Raw genomic sequence first — 20,448 nt, 5'->3', positions numbered from 1 at the left:
ACGGCTTAGAACAGCACGCGGCTGCGGATGGTGCCGTTGACATGCTGCAGCTTCTCCAGCGCCAGGTCCGAGTAGTCGGCATCGACGTCGATGACCACGTAGCCGACCTTGTCGTTGGTCTGCAGGTACTGGCCGGAGATGTTGATGCCGTTGTCGGCGAACACCTTGTTGATCTCGCTCATCACGCCCGGGACGTTGGCGTGGATGTGCAGCAGACGGTGCTTGCCCGGGTGCGCCGGCAGGGCCACTTCAGGGAAGTTGACCGAGGACACCGAGGTGCCGTTGTCGCTGTACTTGACCAGCTTCTCGGCCACTTCCAGGCCGATGTTGGCCTGGGCTTCGGCGGTGGATCCGCCGATGTGCGGGGTCAGGATCACGCGGTCCAGGCCGCGCAGCGGGCTTTCGAAGACGTCGTCGTTGGACTTCGGCTCGACCGGGAACACGTCGATGGCCGCGCCGATCAGGTGTTCGTCCTTGATCGCCTGAGCCAGGTGGTCGAGTTCGACCACGGTGCCGCGCGCGGCGTTGATCAGGATGCCGCCCTTCTTCATGGCGCGGATTTCCGCCTCGCCGATCATCCACTGGGTGGACGGCAGCTCTGGTACGTGCAGGGAGACGATGTCGCACAGGCCGAGCAAGTCATGCAGCTTGCCGATCTGCTGGGCGTTGCCCAGTGGCAGCTTGGTCACGGTGTCGTAGAAGAACACCTGCATGCCGAGGGCCTCGGCGAGTACCGAAAGCTGGGTGCCGATCGAGCCGTAACCGACGATACCCAGCTTCTTGCCGCGGATTTCAAAGGAGTTGGCCGCCGACTTGATCCAGCCGCCACGGTGGCAGGAGGCGTTCTTCTCGGGAATGCCGCGCAGCAGCAGGATGGCCTGGGCCAGCACCAGTTCGGCCACCGAGCGGGTGTTGGAATACGGCGCGTTGAACACGGCGATACCGCGCTCGCGAGCGGCGTCCAGATCGACCTGGTTGGTGCCGATGCAGAAGCAGCCGACGGCGACCAGCTTCTTGGCGCAGTCGAAGATATCTTCGGTCAGTTGGGTGCGCGAACGGATGCCGATGAAGTGTGCGTCGGCGATCTTGGCCTTCAGCTCCTCGCCGGAGAGCGCGGTCTTGAGATACTCGATGTTGGTGTAGCCGGACGCCTTCAGGGTATCCACGGCATTTTGGTGGACGCCTTCGAGAAGAAGGAACTTGATCTTGCTCTTGTCGAGAGAGGTCGTGCTCATCGGAGTACCTGTTGCCCCACTAATTTAAGTGTCAGGAGAAGGATCGGCGCGCTCGCCAATCGGCCCGGCAGATCGCTGTGCAGGGCGATTGGCGGGGTGCATATGCTAGCATGGCTTCCCTTTTCCTTGCTCGGTTGCGACCTGAACGGTTCTCAGGGCGACCATGAACGTTTCGAGAGTTGCTATGACCGATCTCATGCCGATTGACGAACTCAGAACGCTGGTCGAGCCCGGCAAGGTGTTGACCGACGCCGCTTCCCTGGAAGCCTACGGCAAGGACTGGACCCGCCAGTACACGCCTGCGCCCAGCGCCATCGTGTTTCCCAAGACGGTCGAGCAGGTGCAGGCCATCGTGCGCTGGGCCAACGCCCACAAGGTCGCCCTGGTGCCTTCGGGCGGTCGCACCGGGTTGTCGGCGGCGGCGGTGGCCGCAAACGGCGAGGTGGTGGTGTCGTTCGACTATATGAACCAGATCCTCGACTTCGACGAGTCCAACCGCACCGTGGTCTGCCAGCCGGGCGTGGTGACCGGTGTGCTGCAGCAGTTCGCCGAAGACAAGGGCCTTTACTACCCGGTGGATTTCGCCTCCAGCGGCTCCAGCCAGATCGGCGGCAATATCGGCACCAATGCCGGCGGCATCAAGGTGATTCGCTACGGCCTGACCCGAAACTGGGTGGCGGGGCTGAAAGTGGTCACCGGCACCGGCGAATTGCTCGAGCTGAACAAGGACCTGATCAAGAACGCCACCGGTTACGACCTGCGCCAGCTGTTCATCGGTGCCGAGGGCACCCTGGGCTTCGTGGTCGAGGCGACCATGCGCCTGGATCGCGCCCCGCGCAACCTCACCGCCATGGTGCTCGGCACCGCGGATTTCGACTCGATCATGCCGGTGCTGCACGCCTTCCAGAGCAAACTCGACCTTACTGCCTTCGAGTTCTTCTCCGACAAGGGGCTGGCGCGGATCATGGCCCGTGGTGACGTACCGTCACCCTTCGAGACCCACTGCCCGTTCTACGCCCTCTTGGAGTTCGAGGCCAGCAGCGAGGAAGTGGCCAGCGAGGCGCTGAGCACCTTCGAGCACTGCATCGAACGGGGTTGGGTGCTGGACGGGGTGATGAGCCAGAGCCAGACGCAGCTGAAGAACCTCTGGAAGCTGCGCGAGTACCTGTCGGAAACCATCTCGCACCACACGCCCTACAAGAACGACATCTCCGTCACCGTCTCGAAGGTGCCGGCCTTTCTGCGCGATATCGACGCCATCGTCACCCAGCACTATCCCGACCATGAAGTGGTCTGGTACGGCCATATCGGCGACGGCAACCTGCACCTGAACATCCTCAAACCCGAGCATATGGACAAGGAGGCCTTCTTCGCCTCGTGCACGCGGGTCAACAAATGGGTGTTCGAGACCGTCCAGCGCTACAACGGCTCGATCTCCGCCGAGCACGGTGTGGGCCTGGTCAAGCGCGATTATCTGGAATACAGCCGCTCGCCGGCGGAAATCGCCTACATGAAGGCGATCAAGGCGGTGTTCGACCCCAACGGCATCATGAACCCGGGCAAGATCTTCGCCTGAACTAGGGTCTGCTGCCGTTCCACGCACGGCCGTGCCGGAGCCCGATTTGCCGCGAGGCAAGGCACGAGCATCGAAGTTTAGTAGGCTAAATGAGCCGGCGAGAAACGCTGTCTCGCGGCAAAACAGGCCCGGCCCTATGGGTTGCGCGAGAAATCTCGCCATGCGTCGTTGGAGGACTTGAAAAGGGAATGCCATTCCCTGCGTCCTCCGCCTAGCTTGGCAAAATTTCTCGCTGCAACGCGGGTCGCGGTGAAACGGCAGCAGACCCTACACAATAAAGGAGCGACCATGAGCTACCAGCACCAGTACATCGATGGCACCCGTATCCATTTCCCGCTGGGCAAGGTGGTGTGCGTCGGCCGTAACTACGCCGAGCACGCCAAGGAACTCAACAATCCGCTGCCGACCGAGCCGATGCTGTTCATCAAGCCTGGCAGCTGCGTGGTGCCGCTGGAAGGCGGCTTCAGCATCCCGCAAGACCGTGGCTCCGTGCATTACGAAGTGGAAATCGCCGTGCTGATCGGCAAGCCATTGTCGCGCAAGCCGAATGAAGAAGAAGTGCTCGACGCCATCTCCGGTTTCGCCCCGGCCCTGGACCTGACCCTGCGCGACGTGCAGAACAAGCTCAAGGACAAAGGCCACCCGTGGGAGCCGGCCAAGTCCTTCGACGGCGCCTGCGTGCTGGCGCCCTTCGTGCCGGGTGACGCGATCAGCGACCTGTCCGACATCGGTATCCGCCTGACCATCAACGGCGATGTGCGCCAGGATGGCACCAGCGGCGACATGATCTTCCCGATCGTGCCGGTGATCCAGGAGATGGCCGGGCACTTCAACCTGCAGCCCGGCGACGTGATCCTTACCGGCACGCCCGCTGGCGTCGGCCCGCTGAACACGGGCGACGAGCTGGTGCTGGATCTGGTCGGTCACTCCAGTTTTGCCAGCCGGGTAATCTGACAGGCGTAGCGCCCAATCCATGGGCTGCTGAAAGGCAGGAGCCGACACTCAAACCAACCTGTGGGAGCCCCGACCTCGGGGCGAAACGATTGCAGCCTGACTGCCTATTTCGGCGGTGCCTGAGCGATTCGCCGCGAGGTCGCGGCTCCCACAATGGATCGGATAACGTCCGCTCCCGCCACACGGCGGTCATCGCCCCTGAAACCGGCCTCCTGCCAATTAAGCTTCGCTTAAGCCCGCTTTAAGGCTCGCTTCAGCTAGGCGACTTAACCTGACCCCGTCATCTACAGATAGAGGGTCATCCCCATGAAAGCTCCCGTCATCGCACTGCTGCTCGCTCCGCTGTTCTCGACCGCCGCTCTGGCTGCCGGCTACACCGGCCCGGGCCAGGTCGCCCAGGTCACCACGGTCGAACAGGCTCTGAAAGCCGGCGACGATACGCCAGTGGTGCTGCAAGGCCAGATCACCAAGCGCCTGCAGGATGAACTCTATGAGTTCAAGGACGCCACCGGCACCATCCATGTCGAGATCGACGACGAAGACTGGCCGCCGCAGGCCATCTCCGAGAAAGCCACCGTCAAGCTGACCGGTGAAGTCGATAAGGACCTGACCAGCCGTGAAATCGACGTCGATATCGTCGAACTGGTGAAATAAGCCACACGCTGTTAGCTTCCCATCACCGCATTGAATGGCCGCCTCTCGATGATTCGAGGGGCGGCGTCGTCATTTCTGTCGTTGCATATGTGAGTCGCCATGGGCCGTCTGTTTTCGATCAAGGGATTACTCCTGCTGTTGGTGCTTGTGCTGTTGGCCGCACTGGTCACCGTTGCCGTGCAGTTCCGCCTGTTCGAACGGGCCTGGTTCAACGTCAGTCAGCCGGTCGAGGCGCCCGCCCACTCACTGTGGCTGAGCGACTACAAGGTAGTGATCGAGGCACAGCGCATCGAGGGGCTGGAGGACGACGTGTCAGCGCTGACCTACGATCCTGATCGCAAGAGCCTGTATACCGTTACCAACCAGCACCCCAAGCTGATCGAGCTGTCGCTGGATGGCAAGGTACTGAGGCAGATCGAACTGATCGGCTTTGGCGATCCGGAAGCCGTCGAATACGTGGCACCCGGGCGCTTCGTGATCGCCGACGAGCGAGCACAGCGGCTGGTCAAGGTGCGGATCGATGAGGACACCACGTCCATCGATGCCGCCGAAGGGCAGCAGATGTCGCTGGGCCTGGAAATGGGCACCAAGAACAAGGGCTTCGAGGGCTTGGCCTATGACCTGAAAGGCCAGCGGCTGTTCGTGGCCAAGGAGCGCGACCCGATGCGCATTTACGAGGTGCAGGGCTTCCCCAACCTCGACCCGGCAACGCCCAATCCCGTGCAGATTCGCGACGACCGAAAACGCGACGCCGGCATCTTTGTACGCGATCTTTCCAGCCTGCACTACGACAGCCTGACCGGCCACCTGCTGGCGCTCTCGGACGAGTCGCGGCTGGTCGTTGAGCTGGATGAGGCGGGCAAGCCGATCAGTAGCCTGTCGCTGTTGCAGGGGCAGCAGGGCCTGAAGAAATCGGTGCCACAGGCCGAAGGCATCACCATGGATGATCAGGGTGTGCTGTACATGACCAGCGAGCCCAACCTCTTCTATGTGTTCAGCAAGGGTGGTAAGGCCGGGTGAGGCTGGTCAGCGTCGCAGGTCGTGAGAGGCCGCACCACGCGCAGCGGCTGTTTTCTTCTTTCATGGGTGAGCGGGTATGGGGCGTCTGATTTCTTTCAAGTCACTGTTAGTGTTGCTGGCATTGGTCACTGCGCTGCTGCTGATTCTGTGGGGGCAGGAATTTCGAGTGTTCGAACGCGCCTGGTTCAACGTGCGGCAGCCGGCCGAGGCGCCGGCCAGCACGCTGTGGCTGGACGACTATCGGGTAACCCGTGAAGCCAGGGTGATCGAAGGCCTGGACGATGATGTGTCGGCGCTGGCCTATGATCCGGTGCGCAAGAGCCTGTTCACCGTCACCAATCAGAATTCCCGGCTGGTCGAACTGTCGCTCGACGGCAAGGTGCTGCGCGAGATCGGCCTGGTCGGCTTCGGCGATCCCGAGGCCGTTGAGTATGTCGCCCCCGGCGTTTTCGTGATCGCTGACGAGCGCCCGCAGCGTCTGGTCGAGGTGCGTATCGACGACGCCACCACTCAGGTCGATGCTGCCGACGGCCAGCAGCTGTCGCTGGGCCTGGAAATGGAAGCCAAGAACAAGGGCTTCGAGGGCCTGGCCTACGACCTGGCGGGCCAACGCCTGTTCATTGCCAAGGAGCGCGATCCACTGCGCATCTACGAAGTGCACGGCTTTCCGCATCTGGACTCGCAGAGCCCGTCGGCGATTCGCATCGTCGATGATCGCGAGCGCGATGCCGGCCTGTTCGTCCGTGACCTGTCCAGCCTGCAATACGATGCCCGTACCGGCCACCTGCTGGCACTGTCCGATGATTCGCGGCTGCTGGTGGAGATGGATGCCAAGGGCGAACCGGTCAGCAGCCTGTCGCTGCTCGGTGGCCAGCAGGGGCTCGAGAAGTCCGTGCCGCAGGCCGAAGGTATCGCCATGGACGAGCAGGGCGTGATCTACATGATCAGCGAGCCGAACCTGTTCTACACCTTCGAAAAAAAGGCCGGGTGATCGCTCAGCCGGCCTTCGCTGATCCAATCCGAGTGCTTAGCGCTGCAGCGACTTCACGCCTTCGGCGGTGCCGAGCAGCAGCAGGTCTGCCGGGCGCGCGGCGAACAGGCCGTTGGTGACCACGCCGACGATGGCGTTGATGTCCGCTTCTAACTTCACCGGGTCGGTGATGCTCATGTTGTGCACGTCGATGATCACGTTGCCGTTGTCGGTCACCACGCCTTCGCGGTACACCGGGTCGCCGCCCAGCTTGACCAGCTCCCGGGCCACATGGCTACGCGCCATGGGGATCACTTCTACCGGCAGCGGGAAGGCGCCGAGCACCGGCACCAGCTTGCTGCCGTCGGCGATGCAGATGAAGGTACGCGCCACTGCGGCGACGATCTTCTCGCGGGTCAGGGCCGCGCCGCCGCCCTTGATCAGGTTCAGGCGCTCGTCGCTTTCGTCGGCGCCGTCGACGTAGAACTCCAGGTCGCTGACGGTATTGAGCTCATACACCGGGATGCCGTGGCCTTTGAGCCGCGCGGCGGTGGCTTCGGAGCTGGCCACCGCGCCGTCGAACTCCAGTTTGTGCTTGGCCAGGGCGTCGATGAAGCAGTTGGCCGTGGAGCCGGTGCCGACCCCGATGACGCTCTTGGCATCGAGCTTGGGAAGGATGAAGTCGACGGCGGCCTGGGCCACGGCTTGTTTGAGCTGATCCTGGGTCATGCGGGTTCCACGAGAAGGAAGGAAACGAGGCCGCGATTATAGCCGGCAAAACCCCGGAATTCGTATGGTCGCTCGGCGGATGGTAGGGGCTGCTGTTGTGGTCCCCTTGCAATCTGGTGAAATTTTCCGCCGCAATGCGGCTTGTGCTGAAACGACGGCAGCCCCTGGTGTTAGACTCGTCCGTTCCCCTCGAAGCCGCCTGCGATGCCCGCCATGCTCGAACAGTACGTCAAGAAGACTCTGACCTCCCGTGTCTATGACGTTGCCGTGGAAACCCCGCTGCAACCCGCTCGCCAGCTTTCCGAACGCCTGGGCAATCAGATTCTGCTCAAGCGCGAGGATCTGCAGCCGGTGTACTCGTTCAAGATTCGTGGCGCCTACAACAAGCTGGCGCAGCTCTCGCCCGAGGAGCTGGCCCGTGGCGTGGTGACCGCCTCGGCCGGCAACCATGCCCAGGGGCTGGCCCTGGCCGCCAAGCACATGGGCGTGAAGGCGACCATCGTCATGCCGCGCACCACTCCTGAGCTCAAGGTGCAGGGTGTGCGTTCGCGTGGTGGCAAGGTCGTGCTGCACGGCGACGCCTTTCCCGAGGCCCTGGCCCACTCGCTGAAGCTGGTCGAGGAAAAGGGCTATACCTACATCCACCCCTACGACGACCCGCTGGTGATCGCCGGCCAGGGTACCGTGGCGATGGAGATCCTGCGCCAGCATCAGGGGCCGCTGCATGCGGTGTTCGTGCCGGTGGGTGGCGGCGGCCTGATCGCCGGTATCGCCGCCTACGTCAAATACCTGTACCCGAACACCAAGGTCATCGGCGTGGAGCCGGACGACTCCAACTGCCTGCAGCAGGCCCTGGCCGCTGGCGAGCGCGTGGTGCTGCCTCAGGTCGGGCTGTTCGCCGACGGCGTGGCGGTGGCGCAGATCGGCCAGCATACGTTCGATATCTGCAAGCAATGCGTGGACGAGGTGATCACCGTCAGCACCGACGAGATCTGCGCAGCGATCAAGGATATCTACGACGATACCCGTTCGATCACTGAACCTGCCGGCGCGTTGGCCGTAGCCGGGATCAAGCGCTACGTCGAGCGTGAAGGCATCGCCGACCTGACGCTGGTGGGCATCGACTCCGGCGCCAACGTCAACTTCGACCGCCTGCGTCATGTGGCCGAGCGCGCCGAACTGGGTGAGAAACGCGAAGCGATCATCGCCGTGACCATCCCGGAGAAGCCGGGCAGCTTCAAGGCGTTCTGCGAGGCCATCGGCAAGCGGCAGATCACCGAGTTCAACTACCGCTATCATCAGGACGGCGAGGCGCACATCTTCGTTGGCGTGCAGACCCACCCGGAGAACGACCCACGTGCGGCATTGGTGGAGAACCTTCGTGGCCAGGGCTTCCCGGTGCTGGACCTGACCGACAACGAACTGGCCAAGCTGCACATCCGCCACACCGTGGGCGGGCATGCGGCGGCAGTGCCGGACGAATGCGTGTTCCGCTTCGAATTCCCCGAGCGGCCGGGCGCGCTGTTCAACTTCCTCAACAAGCTGGGCGGGCGCTGGAACATCACCCTGTTCCATTACCGCAATCACGGCGCTGCCGATGGCCGGGTGCTGGCTGCCCTGCAGGTCCCCGAAGACGAGCGCCATCTGCTGGCGCCGGCGCTGGACGCCATCGGCTATCCGTACTGGGACGAAAGCGACAACCCGGCCTACAAGCTGTTTCTTGGCTAGCCATCTGATCAGCGTCTTTCATAGGCGCCGATCAACATAGGCTTTTTGATAGCTCTGATAGGTTCCCGGGTATCGCTCTGCTCCACCCAGGCTACCGTTCTTGCGCGTGTAGCCTGGCGTTGAGCGCAGCGGTACCCAGGGCCTGTACTTATAAAAAACAAAGGAAATACCGTGATGGAGCATTATCTGCTGATCAGAGTCCTCCATGCGCTGCCCGGCATTCTGCTGCTGGCCGGCGTTCTGGCCCATGCCTTCATGCTCTGGAAAGCCTGGCGCGGCGGTGACCGGGAGGTGTTGCAACGCAAGTTGCGGCGCACCCGCACCATCAGCCTGCCGGTGTTCGCCGTGCTGGCGCTGAGCCTGCCGGTGACCGGCTGGTGGATGGTCAACCTGGCCGGCTGGCCGCTGAGCCAGCTGTGGTTGCTGCTGGGCAGCATCCTGTTTGCCGTGCTGATGATCGTCGGCCTGTTGCTGCTCGGCCGCCTCGGCGCCTGGCAGGCCCAGGCCGACGGCGCGGTGCCCGCCAAGTCGTTGCGACTGGTGGTGGTCTACACCGCGCTGATCGTCGTGCTGCTGGTGGTGATCATGGCGGTGATGGGTGCCAAGCCGGCATGATCAGCTGTGCGCCTGGGCGGCGGGGCGCAGCCAGGTAACGGCCAGCAGCAAGTAGATCAATGAGCCACCCCAGTACAGCCAGGCGAAGCCGTTGTCCAGTTCGATCAGCAGGTAGGCCAGCAGAGGGCCCAGCGCGGCCCCGAGATCCTGGGCGATCGAATAGCGAGTCATGAAGGCGACGACATTGCCAGCACTGGCGGCATCGCTGGCCAGGGCGTCCGAGAGCGTGGTCAGCGCAGTCGCCAGTACCATCACCAGCATGGTCACGGCAATCCAGGCGATCAGCGGCAGGCCGCTGGCCATCAGGCCAAAGCTCGCCGCGGCGCCCATCAGCGTCCATCCATAAAGCCGTGAGCGCCCACCCGGGCCGTCTGACCAGGCGCCGACGCGCCGGCCTAGCCAGGGTTCCCAGGCCCAGCGCAGCGCCTGCAGAACGCCGGACAAGGCAGTGGCGCCGAGCAGCAGACCGAACACGTCGAGCTCGTTGCCGTAAAAGTGGGCGATCAGAGCGCTAAGCGTCGCTGCCAGCACGCCCTGAATCAGCAGAGCAACGCAAAAGCCATTGACCAGAACCCCGCGGGCGCCGGCCGCCGGCTTGCCGTCGAGCAAGGCGCGGCTACCTCGCGCGGGTGCGATATGTTGTTGGTCATGGCCGGCGGGCAGGTGGAAATGACGCAGCAACAGTGGCAAGCCCAGCAGGGCCAGGCCGGTAAAGCTCAGCGCCAGCGCTGGCAACCCATAGAGCGGAACCAGCAACCCCCCGAGCAGCATTCCCGCCAGGCTGCCGAGCCGGTAAAGGCCGTTGTAGAGGCCCATTGCCTGGCCACGCGACTGCCCGTCCGAGCAGTAGACTACGGCCGACAGGCCGCCAATGCGAAAGAATGACCAGCCGATCCCCCAGGCTGCGCGCAACACGAGCCAGACGAGAAAGCCTTTGGCGATGCCGTAGCCCAATGTCGTGGCGGCGCCGAGTACGGTGGCCAGCAACAGCCCGGTGCGCAGACTGATACGCTGATACAGCCAGCCGATCAGTGGGTTGAATGGCAGGCGGATAAGCCGGTTTACCGACAGCAGTACGCCGACCTGCCAGAGTGCATCGAGGCCCACGTCCTGCCAGTAGACGGGCAGGGCGATGTACAGCATGGAGTCGCCAGCCAGACACAGCGCGGTGGCCAGTGCGACCACCACCAGTGGTCGCGACGCAGGCTGCTCGACGGGGCGCGGCATAAAGCTCCTTGGCCGCTTACGGGGCCTGTTGCGCCTCAGTCGCGCAGTGACATGACCGGCCAGCCGCGTTTTTGCGCTTCGGCCAGCAGGTTCGGATCCGGGTCAACGGCGACCGGATAGCTGACCTGCTCGAGAAGGGGCAGATCGTTCATCGAGTCGCTGTAGAACGTCGCGCCGTCCAGGTTGAAGCCGTTTTCCTGCATCCAGCGGTTGAGGCGGGTGACCTTGCCTTCCTTGAAGCAGGGCACGTCGGTGGTGCGCCCGGTGTAGCGACCGTCGACCATCTCGCACTCGGTGGCCAGCAGGGTGTCGACGCCCAGGCGCGCGGCGATGGGCGCGGTGACGAAACGGTTGGTGGCGGTGATGATCACCAGCTTGTCGCCGGCTACGCGGTGCTTGTCGAGCAGCGCCAGGGCCTTGGGCAGGATGATCGGTTCGATGCATTCGGCCATGAACTCGCGGTGCCAGGCGTCGAGCTGGGCCATCTCGGTGCGGCCGAAGATAGCCAGGGTGAAGTTCAGGTAGTCGGTGATGTTCAGGCGCCCGGCCAGGTAGTCCTGGTAGAAGGCATCGTTGCGCGCCTTGTAGGTGGCGCCGTCGAGGATGCCGCGTTCGCACAGCCAGTCGCCCCAGGCATGGTCGCTGTCGCCGCCAAGCAGGGTGTTGTCGAGATCGAATAAAGCCAAACGCACAGAATCACCTCTTCATACAGGGCCATGGAGGCGGCCAGAATAGCGGCTTTGCCGGCCCGGGGAAAACCGCGCGACGGGCCGCCATGCAGTCCCATCCGAGCGCGTTGCCGCTGTCGCGAGCTTTGTGGAACAATGCGGAGACATGCGTTTACGAGGTTGTGTGCCGTGATCGATCCTGATGGTTTTCGCCCCAACGTCGGCATCATTCTCACCAATGATGTCGGCCAGGTGCTTTGGGCGCGTCGAATTAACCAGGATGCCTGGCAGTTCCCGCAAGGCGGTATCAATGACCGCGAGTCGCCGGAAGAAGCGTTGTACCGCGAATTGAACGAAGAAGTGGGCCTTGAAGAGCAGGACGTGAAAATTCTCGCCTGCACCCGGGGCTGGTTGAGGTATCGTCTGCCGCAGCGCCTGGTGCGCACGCACAGCCAACCGCTGTGCATCGGCCAGAAACAGAAGTGGTTCCTGCTGCGCCTGACCTCCGACGAGCAGCGCGTGCGTATGGACCTGACCGGCAAGCCGGAGTTCGACGGCTGGCGCTGGGTCAGTTATTGGTACCCGTTGGGGCAGGTGGTTACATTCAAGCGCGAAGTCTACCGTCGCGCACTCAAGGAACTCGCACCGCGCCTGCTGGCACGGGATTAGGCAGGGTCAGGCATGCTCAACACGCTGCGCAAGATCGTCCAGGAAGTGAACGCCGCCAAGGATCTCAAAGCGGCGCTGGGCATCATCGTGCAGCGCGTCAAGGAGACCATGGGCACCCAGGTGTGCTCGGTCTACCTGCTCGACCCGGAGACCAACCGTTTCGTGCTGATGGCCACTGACGGCCTCAACAAGCGCTCGATCGGCAAGGTCAGCATGGCGCCGAACGAGGGCCTGGTCGGCCTGGTCGGCACCCGTGAAGAGCCGCTGAACCTCGAAAACGCCTCCGAGCACCCCCGTTACCGTTACTTCGCCGAAACCGGTGAAGAGCGCTACGCCTCCTTCCTCGGCTCACCGATCATCCACCACCGTCGGGTGATGGGTGTGCTCGTCGTGCAGCAGAAAGAGCGCCGCCAGTTCGACGAAGGCGAGGAAGCTTTTCTGGTCACCATGAGCGCGCAGCTCGCCGGGGTGATCGCCCACGCCGAGGCCACCGGTTCGATCCGTGGCCTGGGCAAGCAGGGCAAGGGCATTCAGGAGGCCAAGTTCATCGGTGTGCCGGGCTCGCCCGGCGCAGCGGTCGGGACTGCCGTGGTGGTGCTGCCGCCGGCCGATCTGGAAGTGGTGCCGGACAAGAGCATCGACGACATCGATGCCGAACTGAAACTGTTCCAGAACGCCCTGGAAGGCGTGCGCGCCGACATGCGCAACCTTTCCGAGCGCATGGCGACCCAGCTGCGCCCCGAAGAGCGCGCGCTGTTCGACGTTTACCAGATGATGCTCGAAGACGCCGCCCTCGGTAACGAGGTGGTCAACGTCATCAAGACCGGCCAGTGGGCCCAGGGCGCCCTGCGCCATGTGGTCAGCGAGCACATCAACCGCTTCGAGCTGATGGACGACGCCTACCTGCGCGAGCGCGCCTCGGACGTCCGCGACCTGGGCCGCCGTCTGCTCGCCTACCTGCAACAGGCCCGTCAGCAGACCCTGGTGTATCCGGACAACTGCATCCTGGTCGCCGAAGAACTGTCGCCGGCGATGCTCGGCGAAGTGCCGGAAGGCAAGCTGGTCGGCCTGGTATCGGTGCAGGGCTCGGGCAACTCCCACGTGGCGATCTTCGCCCGTGCCATGGGCATTCCCACGGTGATGGGTGCGGTCGAGCTGCCGTATTCGAAGATCGATGGCATTCAGCTGATCGTCGACGGTTACCACGGTGAAGTGTTCACCAACCCCAGCGAGATCCTGCGCAAGCAGTATGCCGATGTGGTCGAGGAGGATCGCCAGCTCACCAAGGGCCTCGACGCCCTGCGCGCGCTGCCCTGCGAGACGCTCGACGGTCACCAGATGCCGCTGTGGGTCAACACCGGTCTGCTCGCTGACGTGGTGCGCGCCCAGGAGCGCGGCGCCGAGGGCGTCGGCCTGTACCGTACCGAAGTGCCGTTCATGATCAAGGACCGCTTCCCCAGCGAAAAGGAACAGCTGGCCATCTACCGCGAGCAGCTGACCGCCTTCCATCCGCTACCGGTGACCATGCGTACGCTGGATGTCGGTGGCGACAAGGGCCTGAGCTACTTCCCGATCAAGGAAGACAACCCCTTCCTGGGCTGGCGCGGCATTCGCGTGACCCTCGACCACCCGGAAATCTTCCTGGTGCAGGTGCGCGCCATGCTCAAGGCCAGCGAGGGCCTGAACAACCTGCGCATCCTGCTGCCGATGATTTCCGGTATCCAGGAACTGGAAGAGTCCCTGCACCTGATCCACCGCGCCTGGGGCGAGGTGCGCGACGAAGGCACCGACGTACCGCTGCCGCCCATCGGCGTGATGATCGAGATTCCCGCCGCGGTCTACCAAACCCGCGACTTGGCTCGTCAGGTGGACTTCTTGTCTGTCGGCTCCAACGACCTGACCCAGTACCTGCTGGCCGTGGACCGCAACAACCCGCGGGTGGCCGACCTCTACGACTTCCTCCATCCGGCGGTGCTGCAGGCGCTGACCAAGGTGGTCGAAGATGCCCACGCCGAAGGCAAGCCGGTGAGCATCTGCGGTGAAATGGCCGGCGACCCGAGCGCCGCCGTGCTGCTGATGGCCATGGGCTTCGACAGCCTGTCGATGAACGCCACCAACCTGCCGAAGGTGAAATGGCTGCTGCGCCAGATCAGCCTGAGCAAGGCCAAGGACCTGCTTGGCCAGGCCATGCGCATCGACAACCCGCAGGTCATCCACAGCACCCTGCAACTGGCCCTGCGCAACCTGGGCCTGGGCCGCATGATCAACCCGGCGTCGGATATTCAGGCTTAGCGGCTGGAGCAGAGCTGCTTCCACGGCACCCAGTTGCCAGCCTAGATCTCGAACCTCGCTTCTCCAATTGGTACGCCTTCGGCACCGAAGCTGCGCTCGACGACTCGCCGTCGACCGTCAGCATGGGCGAACACCAAGGTGCTCGCGCGGGTGCCGTAGGTCGGGCTGGTGATGAACACGCTGCCGAGCAGCCGTTCGAGATCCAGGCTCACCCCCGTCTTGGGTAGCGCCGCATCGTCCGGTTTGGTGGTGTCGGCCAGCAGCGCGAACAGCGCCTGCTCATCCGGCGCCTCGAGCGTGGCGACAAGTGCTGCCTTGGCGCGTTCGAGCTTGGGCCAGGGCGTATCCAATCCTGCATTGGAAACGCCATGGATACCGGCGGGCAGCGCCTGGGCCTGTCCGCCGTGCGAATTGAAGTGCCACAGTGCGTGGCGGTCGCCGACCAGCAGGTTGAAGCCGCTGTATTCATCCGCCTCACGGCGCAACTCGTTCAGAAAAGCCTCTGGACCCTGGTTTCCCAGCAGAAAGCGCAGCGGCAATTCACCCCGCGAACGAGAGCCCTGCTCGGCCTGCGGGTCTCGGATATTGGTGAGGGCGGCAAAGCGGCCTTCGGGGCCGATGCCCAGCCACATGCCGCCAGCCTGCAGATCGCGCCCGGCGATCAGCCCAGGCGCATCCGGCCACTCGGCCATGACGGCGGTCGGGCGGGCATGGAATTCATCGCGGTTGGCGGCGACCAGTAGCGGCAAGGTGTGGCCGGGACGCCAGGCGAGGACGATCAGGCACATGTTTATTTCAGCCTGCTGCGTACGCCAGCGGCGTCGAGAATTTCGCCGACATGTACCACGACCTTGCGCGCTCCCGCGCCCATGCCGAGCTCCATCAGAATGCGCTCTTCCACCTGGGAAAGGCCGCCTTCCAGCCGCTCCAGTGGCTGGATCAACAGTTTGGGTGCGGCATTGAGAAAGGCCAGGCGCTTGGGCATCAGGCCTTGCACTGTCTTTGCGATCAAGCGGTCGGCGATGCTGAAATCCGCCACCAGCAGACGTTGATTGCTAAACGGCGGGTCAGCCTCCAGTACCGTTACGCGGGCGCTTTCCAGATGGGTCAGGTGCAGATGATTGCAGGCGATGCGCAGGTAAAAGGTATTGGCCACGGTGCAGTTCGCTGTCTGGGAGAGCCCTCACTCTACGCAAAGCATCGTGTGGCATCCATCGCCAAAACTAGAGGCTGCGGGCTGCATCCGCTACCATGCCGCATCGCTTCGCAGAGCACACCATGATCTTCCTTCTCTACATCCTGCTCGGTGCCGCCGCAGGCCTGCTGGCCGGGCTGTTCGGCGTCGGTGGCGGCATGGTCATCGTGCCGGTGCTGATCTTCGCTTTTACCGCTCAGGGCTTCGATGCCTCCGTGCTGACCCATATGGCGGTGGGCACCTCGCTGGCGACCATCCTGTTCACCTCGGTCAATGCCGTGCGCGAGCACCATAGCCGCGGTGCGGTGCGCTGGGGGCTGTTCGTCTGGCTGACGGTGGGCATCGTGCTGGGCTCGGCACTCGGCGCGCTGACGGCTGACTCCATCGACGGCCTGGTGCTGCAGAAGATCATTGGCGTGTTCGCCCTGTGCGTGGCGCTGCAGTTGGCACTGGATCTGAAACCCAAGGCCAGCCGCGAGGTGCCGGGCAAGGCAGGGCTGGGCGCTGCTGGTGGCGTGATCGGCTGGGCCTCGGCGATCATCGGTATCGGCGGCGGTTCGCTGACCGTGCCATTCCTGACCTGGCGCGGTGTGCCCGTGCAGCAGGCGGTAGCGACCTCGTCGGCCTGTGGCTGGCCGATTGCCGCCGCCGGCGCCCTGAGTTACCTGTGGCTGGGTTGGGGCGACGCGCGTCTGCCTCACTGGAGTCTGGGTTACGTGTACCTGCCGGCGTTGCTCGGCATTGCGCTGACCAGCGTGTTCTTCGCCCGTACCGGCGCGCGGCTGGCCCATCGCCTGTCGCCGCGGGTGCTCAAGCGGTTGTTCGCCCTGTTGCTGTTTATCGTCGGCCTGAATTTTCTGTTGTGAGGAATCCTGATGCTGCCTTACCCGAATATTGACCCGGTCGCCCTCGACCTGGGCTTCCTGCAGATCCACTGGTACGGCCTGATGTACCTGGTGGGCATCGGCGGTGCCTGGTTCCTCGCCTCGCGGCGGCTGCACGCCTTCGACCCGACCTGGAGCAAGGAGAAACTTTCCGACCTGGTGTTCTGGGTGGCTATGGGGGTGATCGTCGGTGGGCGTCTGGGCTACGTATTGTTCTACGACCTGCCGGCGTACATCGCCAACCCGCTGCTGATCCTCGAAGTGTGGAAAGGCGGCATGTCGTTCCACGGCGGGCTGATCGGCGTGATGCTGGCAACCCTGTGGTTCGCCAGGCGCAACGGCAAGAGCTTCTTCGAGCTGATGGATTTCATCGCGCCGCTGGTGCCGATTGGCCTGGGCGCCGGGCGCATCGGCAACTTCATCAATGCCGAGTTGTGGGGCAAGGTCAGCGACGTGCCGTGGGCCATGGTGTTCCCGACTGGCGGGCCACTGCCGCGCCACCCGTCGCAGCTGTACCAGTTCGCCCTGGAAGGCGTGGCGCTGTTCGTCATCCTGTGGGTCTACTCGCGCAAGCCGCGCCCGACCATGGCCGTTTCCGGGCTGTTCGCGGTGTGCTACGGCATCTTCCGCTTCATCGTCGAGTTCGTCCGCGTGCCGGACGCCCAGCTCGGTTACCTGGCCTGGGGCTGGCTGACCATGGGGCAGGTGCTGTGCGTGCCGATGGTCCTCGCCGGCCTGGGCCTGATGGTCTACGCCTACAAGCGCCAAGCTGCAGTGGAGGTGGCCCGATGAAACAGTATCTCGACCTGATGCGCCACGTGCGCGAAAACGGCACCTTCAAGGAAGACCGCACCGGCACCGGCACCTACAGCGTGTTCGCTCACCAGATGCGCTTCGACCTGGCCGACGGCTTTCCCCTGGTGACCACCAAGAAGTGCCACCTCAAGTCGATCATCCACGAGTTGCTGTGGTTCCTGCAGGGCGACACCAACATCAAGTACCTGAAGGACAACGGCGTACGCATCTGGGACGAGTGGGCCGACGAGAACGGCGACCTCGGCCCGGTGTACGGCTACCAGTGGCGCAACTGGCCGGCGCCCAATGGCGAGTCGGTCGACCAGATCAGCAAGCTGATCGAGATGATCAGGAAGAACCCGGATTCGCGCCGCCTGATCGTCTCGGCCTGGAACCCGGCCCTGGTCGAGCAGATGGCCCTGCCGCCGTGCCACGCGCTGTTCCAGTTCTATGTGGCGGACGGCAAGCTGAGTTGCCAGCTGTACCAGCGCTCGGCCGACATCTTCCTCGGCGTGCCCTTCAACATCGCCAGTTACGCCCTGCTGACCCTGATGGTCGCGCAGGTCTGCGGTCTGCAGCCGGGCGAGTTCATCTGGACCGGCGGTGACTGCCATCTGTACGCCAATCATCTGGAGCAGGCCGACCTGCAACTGACCCGCGAGCCGCTGCCCCTGCCGACCATGAAGCTCAACCCCGAAGTGACGGACCTGTTCGCCTTCAAGTTCGAGGATTTCGAACTGGTCGGCTACCAGGCGCACCCGCATATCAAAGCGCCGGTGGCGGTCTGATGCATTTCCCGGGTATCGCTTCGCTCAACCCGGGCTACGTTCAAATAATCTCGTAGCCTGGGTTAGCCGAAGGCGTAACCCGGTAATGCTATCGCTCACTTGGGTAACGAAAAACGCTCGGCGATCTCTTCGACGAGCTCACTCGGACCGCTGAGTTTCCACTCGAACCAGTTGTCCCACTCCAGCCTCAGCTCATCCAGGCCGCGGCGCAGGCGGTAGCTGTCGTAATCGATGCCCTTGTCGAACGCCAGCGGGCTGTACTGCGCGACCTGCCGCCAACCCTCGGCCTTGAGGGTTTCCAGCAGGCGATTGCCCACTTGCGTATCGATACTCTCCAGCGTGATGTGCCCGGTGGTATCCACCGGCTGCCATTCCAGGCGCCGTCGTTTCAGCCACCGCCAGAGCCGGGTCATCGTGATGAGTCCTTGCCCAGCCCTTGTGCCAGGTGATCGATCAGAACCCGCAGTTTCGGCGGCAGGTGGCGGGTGGGGTGATAGAGAATCCACGCGGTACCCTGGTACGAGCCGGTGTAGCGCCACTGTGGCAGCACCCGTACCAACTCGCCACTGGCCAATGCCGCCGCGGCGGTGAAGTGTGGCAGGCAGGTAATGCCCAGGTGGCCGAGCACGGCGTTCAGACGTACTTCGCTGTGGTTGCTGGCGAAGCGGCCGCCCACCGTTACCACGCATTGTTCCGGCCCGTTGCTGAAGTGCCAGCGGTGGTCGTCCGGCGTTTCGTCGAGATACAGGCAGGCATGGCGCACCAGTTCGCTCGGATGCTGGGGCGTGCCATGGCGCTGCAGATAGGTGGGGCTTGCACACAGCAGCTGTTGGACATTGCACAGCGGCCGACCCGCGAGAGCCGCTGGCGGCTGGTCGGTGATGCTCACCAGCAGGTCGAACTGCTCGCTGATCAGGTCCGGGCTGCGGTCACTGAGGTTGAGGCTGACGTCCACTTCCGGATAGCGCTGCAGAAAGTCCTGAACCAGCGGCATGACCAGGAAGCGCCCGAAGGCCTTTGGCACGCTCAGGCGCACCCGGCCGCGCGGTTGGCTCATCAGCCTCTCACCGACATCCACGGCAGCCTGGGCGGCGTCGAGCATGTCCTTGCAACGCTCGAAAACTTCGCTGCCGGCTTCGCTCAGGCGCAGGCGCCGTGTGGTGCGCTCGAGCAGACGAACGCCGAGCGTTTGCTCGAGATGGGCGATCTGCCGGCTCACCGCCGACGCCGTGCTGCCCTGCTGACGGGCCGCAGCAGAGAAGCTACCAGCCTCGACCACGCGCACGAAGATGGCCAGATAGGGAAGCAACTGTGGTGTGATATTCGTGCGCATGGGGAACAGGTCTTGTTCGGGGTTGGTGGATTATCACGCTCAGGGACGCAATGGACAATGCGCTCCTCACCAAATGCAGGAAGTATCCACATGTCCACCCTGGTTAGCCGTTCCCCTTCGCGCCTGCTGCAGGCCAGTGATGTGCTCCTGTTGCTGGTCGCCATGGTCTGGGGCACCAGCTACGGCGTGGCCAAGGAGGCGTTGGTGTTCTACCCGGTGCTGGGCTTTCTCGCCGTGCGCTTCTGCCTGACCTTTCTGATCCTGCTGCCGCAGCTGCGCGGTGAAGGCCGCCAAGCCTGGGCACCCGGCCTCCCGCTGGGCGGCGTGATGCTGGCGATCTTCCTGTGCGAAACCTACGGCGTGCTGCACACCTCGGCGAGCAATGCCGCCTTCCTGATCAGCCTGTGCGTGGTCATCACGCCGTTCGTGGAATGGCTGATGTTCGACCGCCGTCCCGACTCGCGGCTGCTGCCGGCCGTGGTCCTATCGCTGTTCGGTACCTGGCTGCTCAGCGGTGGCGTCGATCTGCAGTTCAACCTGGGCGACGGCCTGATGCTGCTGGCGGCGCTGCTGCGCGCGGTGCTGGTGTGTCTGACCGGGCGGCTGACCGCACACACCCAGGTGCCGGCCCTGGCGCTGACCGCCGTGCAAACCGGGGTGATCGGTATTGGCTGTCTGCTGCTCGGGGTGATCGTTCTGCCAGGCGGTTTGCCTGCACTGCCGACCGTGCCAGCGTTCTGGATCGGCACCCTGTACCTGGTGCTGTTCGCCACGCTGTTCGCGTTCTTCGTGCAGAACTACGCGCTGCGGCGCAGCAGCCCGACCCGGGTGTCGCTGTTGATGGGCAGCGAGCCACTGTTCGGCGCGCTGTTCGCCGTGCTGTGGCTCAGTGAACAATTGAGCGTACAGGCCTGGATCGGCGGCTTTCTGATCGTCGCGGCGACGCTGTGGACGAGCTTGCTTAGGCGCTGAGTTGAGGTGATTATTCGTGGTGGAAGGGTGAGGCGTCTTCCACCCTACGGGGCTGAGTCTACCTGTGGCCTCGGCTCTGTAGCCCGGGTTAGCCAAAGGGGCAACCCGGGGCTGAGCAAGAGTATGAAAAAATCCGGGGGTCGC

Annotated in this window: 21 protein-coding genes; 13 read left to right on the top strand and 8 right to left on the bottom strand. The window is 63.8% G+C overall.

What is annotated here, in order from left to right; genetic code table 11:
• Positions 1 to 5 precede the first annotated feature (5 nt).
• Entirely contained in the window at positions 6 to 1,235 is a 1,230-nt protein-coding gene (serA, locus tag BVH01_RS05385) for a phosphoglycerate dehydrogenase (protein WP_075929353.1), read from the bottom strand.
• Between the two features lie 184 nt (positions 1,236 to 1,419).
• Between serA and BVH01_RS05380 the strand changes: the two genes are divergently transcribed.
• The 5 genes from BVH01_RS05380 (at position 1,420) to BVH01_RS05360 (ending at position 6,430) form a co-directional block, all read left to right on the top strand.
• The gene (locus BVH01_RS05380) at positions 1,420 to 2,811 is read left to right on the top strand and encodes an FAD-binding oxidoreductase (RefSeq protein ID WP_075929352.1); all 1,392 of its coding nucleotides are present in this window, start codon (positions 1,420 to 1,422) and stop codon (positions 2,809 to 2,811) included.
• A 288-nt stretch (positions 2,812 to 3,099) separates the two neighbouring features.
• Positions 3,100 to 3,765: a fumarylacetoacetate hydrolase family protein gene (locus tag BVH01_RS05375; protein ID WP_075929351.1), complete on the top strand. Its 666-nt coding sequence runs from the start codon at positions 3,100 to 3,102 to the stop codon at positions 3,763 to 3,765.
• Positions 3,766 to 4,071: 306 nt separating this feature from the next.
• On the top strand, positions 4,072 to 4,419 hold the full coding sequence (locus tag BVH01_RS05370) for a NirD/YgiW/YdeI family stress tolerance protein (protein WP_013793364.1): 348 nt from the start codon (positions 4,072 to 4,074) through the stop codon (positions 4,417 to 4,419).
• Positions 4,420 to 4,518: 99 nt separating this feature from the next.
• The gene (locus tag BVH01_RS05365; RefSeq protein ID WP_075929350.1) at positions 4,519 to 5,439 is read left to right on the top strand and encodes an SdiA-regulated domain-containing protein; all 921 of its coding nucleotides are present in this window, start codon (positions 4,519 to 4,521) and stop codon (positions 5,437 to 5,439) included.
• 76 nt (positions 5,440 to 5,515) lie between these two features.
• Positions 5,516 to 6,430 (top strand): SdiA-regulated domain-containing protein, encoded by a 915-nt coding sequence (locus BVH01_RS05360; RefSeq protein ID WP_075929349.1) that lies wholly within the window; start codon positions 5,516 to 5,518, stop codon positions 6,428 to 6,430.
• 36 nt (positions 6,431 to 6,466) lie between these two features.
• On the opposite strand, the gene rpiA is transcribed toward BVH01_RS05360, so the two are convergent.
• Positions 6,467 to 7,138: a ribose-5-phosphate isomerase RpiA gene (gene rpiA / locus BVH01_RS05355; RefSeq protein WP_075929348.1), complete on the bottom strand. Its 672-nt coding sequence runs from the start codon at positions 7,136 to 7,138 to the stop codon at positions 6,467 to 6,469.
• A 213-nt stretch (positions 7,139 to 7,351) separates the two neighbouring features.
• On the opposite strand from rpiA, the gene ilvA reads away from it, so the two are divergent.
• Entirely contained in the window at positions 7,352 to 8,866 is a 1,515-nt protein-coding gene (ilvA, locus tag BVH01_RS05350) for a threonine ammonia-lyase, biosynthetic (protein WP_075929549.1), read from the top strand.
• A 174-nt stretch (positions 8,867 to 9,040) separates the two neighbouring features.
• On the top strand, positions 9,041 to 9,481 hold the full coding sequence (locus BVH01_RS05345) for a DUF2269 family protein (RefSeq protein WP_075929347.1): 441 nt from the start codon (positions 9,041 to 9,043) through the stop codon (positions 9,479 to 9,481).
• Here the strand turns inward: BVH01_RS05345 and BVH01_RS05340 are convergent, their stop codons facing one another.
• Entirely contained in the window at positions 9,482 to 10,708 is a 1,227-nt protein-coding gene (locus BVH01_RS05340) for an MFS transporter (RefSeq protein WP_075929346.1), read from the bottom strand.
• Positions 10,709 to 10,743: 35 nt separating this feature from the next.
• Positions 10,744 to 11,400 (bottom strand): HAD family phosphatase, encoded by a 657-nt coding sequence (locus BVH01_RS05335; protein ID WP_075929345.1) that lies wholly within the window; start codon positions 11,398 to 11,400, stop codon positions 10,744 to 10,746.
• A 165-nt stretch (positions 11,401 to 11,565) separates the two neighbouring features.
• Here BVH01_RS05335 and BVH01_RS05330 point away from each other — a divergent pair, with 165 nt between their 5' ends.
• Positions 11,566 to 12,045 (top strand): RNA pyrophosphohydrolase, encoded by a 480-nt coding sequence (locus BVH01_RS05330; protein ID WP_013793353.1) that lies wholly within the window; start codon positions 11,566 to 11,568, stop codon positions 12,043 to 12,045.
• A gap of 12 nt (positions 12,046 to 12,057) precedes the next feature.
• On the top strand, positions 12,058 to 14,337 hold the full coding sequence (gene ptsP, locus BVH01_RS05325) for a phosphoenolpyruvate--protein phosphotransferase (RefSeq protein WP_075929344.1): 2,280 nt from the start codon (positions 12,058 to 12,060) through the stop codon (positions 14,335 to 14,337).
• 41 nt (positions 14,338 to 14,378) lie between these two features.
• On the opposite strand, the gene BVH01_RS05320 is transcribed toward ptsP, so the two are convergent.
• Positions 14,379 to 15,125, bottom strand: a complete 747-nt coding sequence (locus BVH01_RS05320; RefSeq protein WP_075929343.1) for an NRDE family protein — start codon at positions 15,123 to 15,125, stop codon at positions 14,379 to 14,381.
• Positions 15,126 to 15,127: 2 nt separating this feature from the next.
• On the bottom strand, positions 15,128 to 15,493 hold the full coding sequence (locus tag BVH01_RS05315) for a hypothetical protein (protein WP_075929342.1): 366 nt from the start codon (positions 15,491 to 15,493) through the stop codon (positions 15,128 to 15,130).
• 122 nt (positions 15,494 to 15,615) lie between these two features.
• Here BVH01_RS05315 and BVH01_RS05310 point away from each other — a divergent pair, with 122 nt between their 5' ends.
• From BVH01_RS05310 to BVH01_RS05300, 3 genes are read left to right on the top strand one after another with little or no spacing between them, the layout of a single operon-like run.
• On the top strand, positions 15,616 to 16,398 hold the full coding sequence (locus tag BVH01_RS05310; protein ID WP_075929548.1) for a sulfite exporter TauE/SafE family protein: 783 nt from the start codon (positions 15,616 to 15,618) through the stop codon (positions 16,396 to 16,398).
• Between the two features lie 9 nt (positions 16,399 to 16,407).
• A complete protein-coding gene (gene lgt / locus BVH01_RS05305; RefSeq protein ID WP_075929341.1) occupies positions 16,408 to 17,208 on the top strand; it encodes a prolipoprotein diacylglyceryl transferase in 801 nt (266 codons plus the stop codon).
• A complete protein-coding gene (locus tag BVH01_RS05300; protein WP_075929340.1) occupies positions 17,205 to 17,999 on the top strand; it encodes a thymidylate synthase in 795 nt (264 codons plus the stop codon). Before lgt ends, BVH01_RS05300 begins: the two co-directional genes overlap by 4 nt.
• A 95-nt stretch (positions 18,000 to 18,094) precedes the next feature.
• Here BVH01_RS05300 and BVH01_RS05295 read toward each other — a convergent pair whose 3' ends face one another.
• Both BVH01_RS05295 and BVH01_RS05290 read right to left on the bottom strand, forming a co-directional pair.
• On the bottom strand, positions 18,095 to 18,412 hold the full coding sequence (locus BVH01_RS05295; RefSeq protein WP_083659429.1) for a hypothetical protein: 318 nt from the start codon (positions 18,410 to 18,412) through the stop codon (positions 18,095 to 18,097).
• Positions 18,409 to 19,332, bottom strand: a complete 924-nt coding sequence (locus tag BVH01_RS05290; protein ID WP_075929339.1) for a LysR family transcriptional regulator — start codon at positions 19,330 to 19,332, stop codon at positions 18,409 to 18,411. Before BVH01_RS05290 ends, BVH01_RS05295 begins: the two co-directional genes overlap by 4 nt.
• Before the next feature lie 90 nt (positions 19,333 to 19,422).
• On the opposite strand from BVH01_RS05290, the gene BVH01_RS05285 reads away from it, so the two are divergent.
• Positions 19,423 to 20,304: a DMT family transporter gene (locus tag BVH01_RS05285; RefSeq protein WP_075929338.1), complete on the top strand. Its 882-nt coding sequence runs from the start codon at positions 19,423 to 19,425 to the stop codon at positions 20,302 to 20,304.
• The last annotated feature ends 144 nt before the right edge of the window (positions 20,305 to 20,448 follow it).

The sequence above is a fragment of the Pseudomonas sp. PA1(2017) genome, from assembly GCF_001945375.1.
Classification (GTDB): Bacteria; Pseudomonadota; Gammaproteobacteria; order Pseudomonadales; family Pseudomonadaceae; genus Aquipseudomonas.
Note: the sequence above shows the minus strand (reverse complement) of the source record. Positions and strands in the feature narration are given on the sequence as shown.

What these genes read in the sequence shown, in the direction of transcription:
- BVH01_RS05380 (WP_075929352.1), top strand. Translation starts at nt 1,420, where the DNA reads ATGACCGATCTCATGCCGATTGACGAACTCAGAACGCTGGTCGAGCCC.
- BVH01_RS05290 (WP_075929339.1), bottom strand. Translation starts at nt 19,332, where the DNA reads ATGCGCACGAATATCACACCACAGTTGCTTCCCTATCTGGCCATCTTC.
- BVH01_RS05320 (WP_075929343.1), bottom strand. Translation starts at nt 15,125, where the DNA reads ATGTGCCTGATCGTCCTCGCCTGGCGTCCCGGCCACACCTTGCCGCTA.
- BVH01_RS05295 (WP_083659429.1), bottom strand. Translation starts at nt 18,412, where the DNA reads ATGACCCGGCTCTGGCGGTGGCTGAAACGACGGCGCCTGGAATGGCAG.
- ilvA (WP_075929549.1), top strand. Translation starts at nt 7,352, where the DNA reads ATGCTCGAACAGTACGTCAAGAAGACTCTGACCTCCCGTGTCTATGAC.
- rpiA (WP_075929348.1), bottom strand. Translation starts at nt 7,138, where the DNA reads ATGACCCAGGATCAGCTCAAACAAGCCGTGGCCCAGGCCGCCGTCGAC.
- BVH01_RS05375 (WP_075929351.1), top strand. Translation starts at nt 3,100, where the DNA reads ATGAGCTACCAGCACCAGTACATCGATGGCACCCGTATCCATTTCCCG.
- BVH01_RS05345 (WP_075929347.1), top strand. Translation starts at nt 9,041, where the DNA reads ATGGAGCATTATCTGCTGATCAGAGTCCTCCATGCGCTGCCCGGCATT.
- lgt (WP_075929341.1), top strand. Translation starts at nt 16,408, where the DNA reads ATGCTGCCTTACCCGAATATTGACCCGGTCGCCCTCGACCTGGGCTTC.
- BVH01_RS05370 (WP_013793364.1), top strand. Translation starts at nt 4,072, where the DNA reads ATGAAAGCTCCCGTCATCGCACTGCTGCTCGCTCCGCTGTTCTCGACC.
- BVH01_RS05365 (WP_075929350.1), top strand. Translation starts at nt 4,519, where the DNA reads ATGGGCCGTCTGTTTTCGATCAAGGGATTACTCCTGCTGTTGGTGCTT.
- ptsP (WP_075929344.1), top strand. Translation starts at nt 12,058, where the DNA reads ATGCTCAACACGCTGCGCAAGATCGTCCAGGAAGTGAACGCCGCCAAG.
- BVH01_RS05360 (WP_075929349.1), top strand. Translation starts at nt 5,516, where the DNA reads ATGGGGCGTCTGATTTCTTTCAAGTCACTGTTAGTGTTGCTGGCATTG.
- BVH01_RS05310 (WP_075929548.1), top strand. Translation starts at nt 15,616, where the DNA reads ATGATCTTCCTTCTCTACATCCTGCTCGGTGCCGCCGCAGGCCTGCTG.
- BVH01_RS05300 (WP_075929340.1), top strand. Translation starts at nt 17,205, where the DNA reads ATGAAACAGTATCTCGACCTGATGCGCCACGTGCGCGAAAACGGCACC.
- serA (WP_075929353.1), bottom strand. Translation starts at nt 1,235, where the DNA reads ATGAGCACGACCTCTCTCGACAAGAGCAAGATCAAGTTCCTTCTTCTC.
- BVH01_RS05285 (WP_075929338.1), top strand. Translation starts at nt 19,423, where the DNA reads ATGTCCACCCTGGTTAGCCGTTCCCCTTCGCGCCTGCTGCAGGCCAGT.
- BVH01_RS05340 (WP_075929346.1), bottom strand. Translation starts at nt 10,708, where the DNA reads ATGCCGCGCCCCGTCGAGCAGCCTGCGTCGCGACCACTGGTGGTGGTC.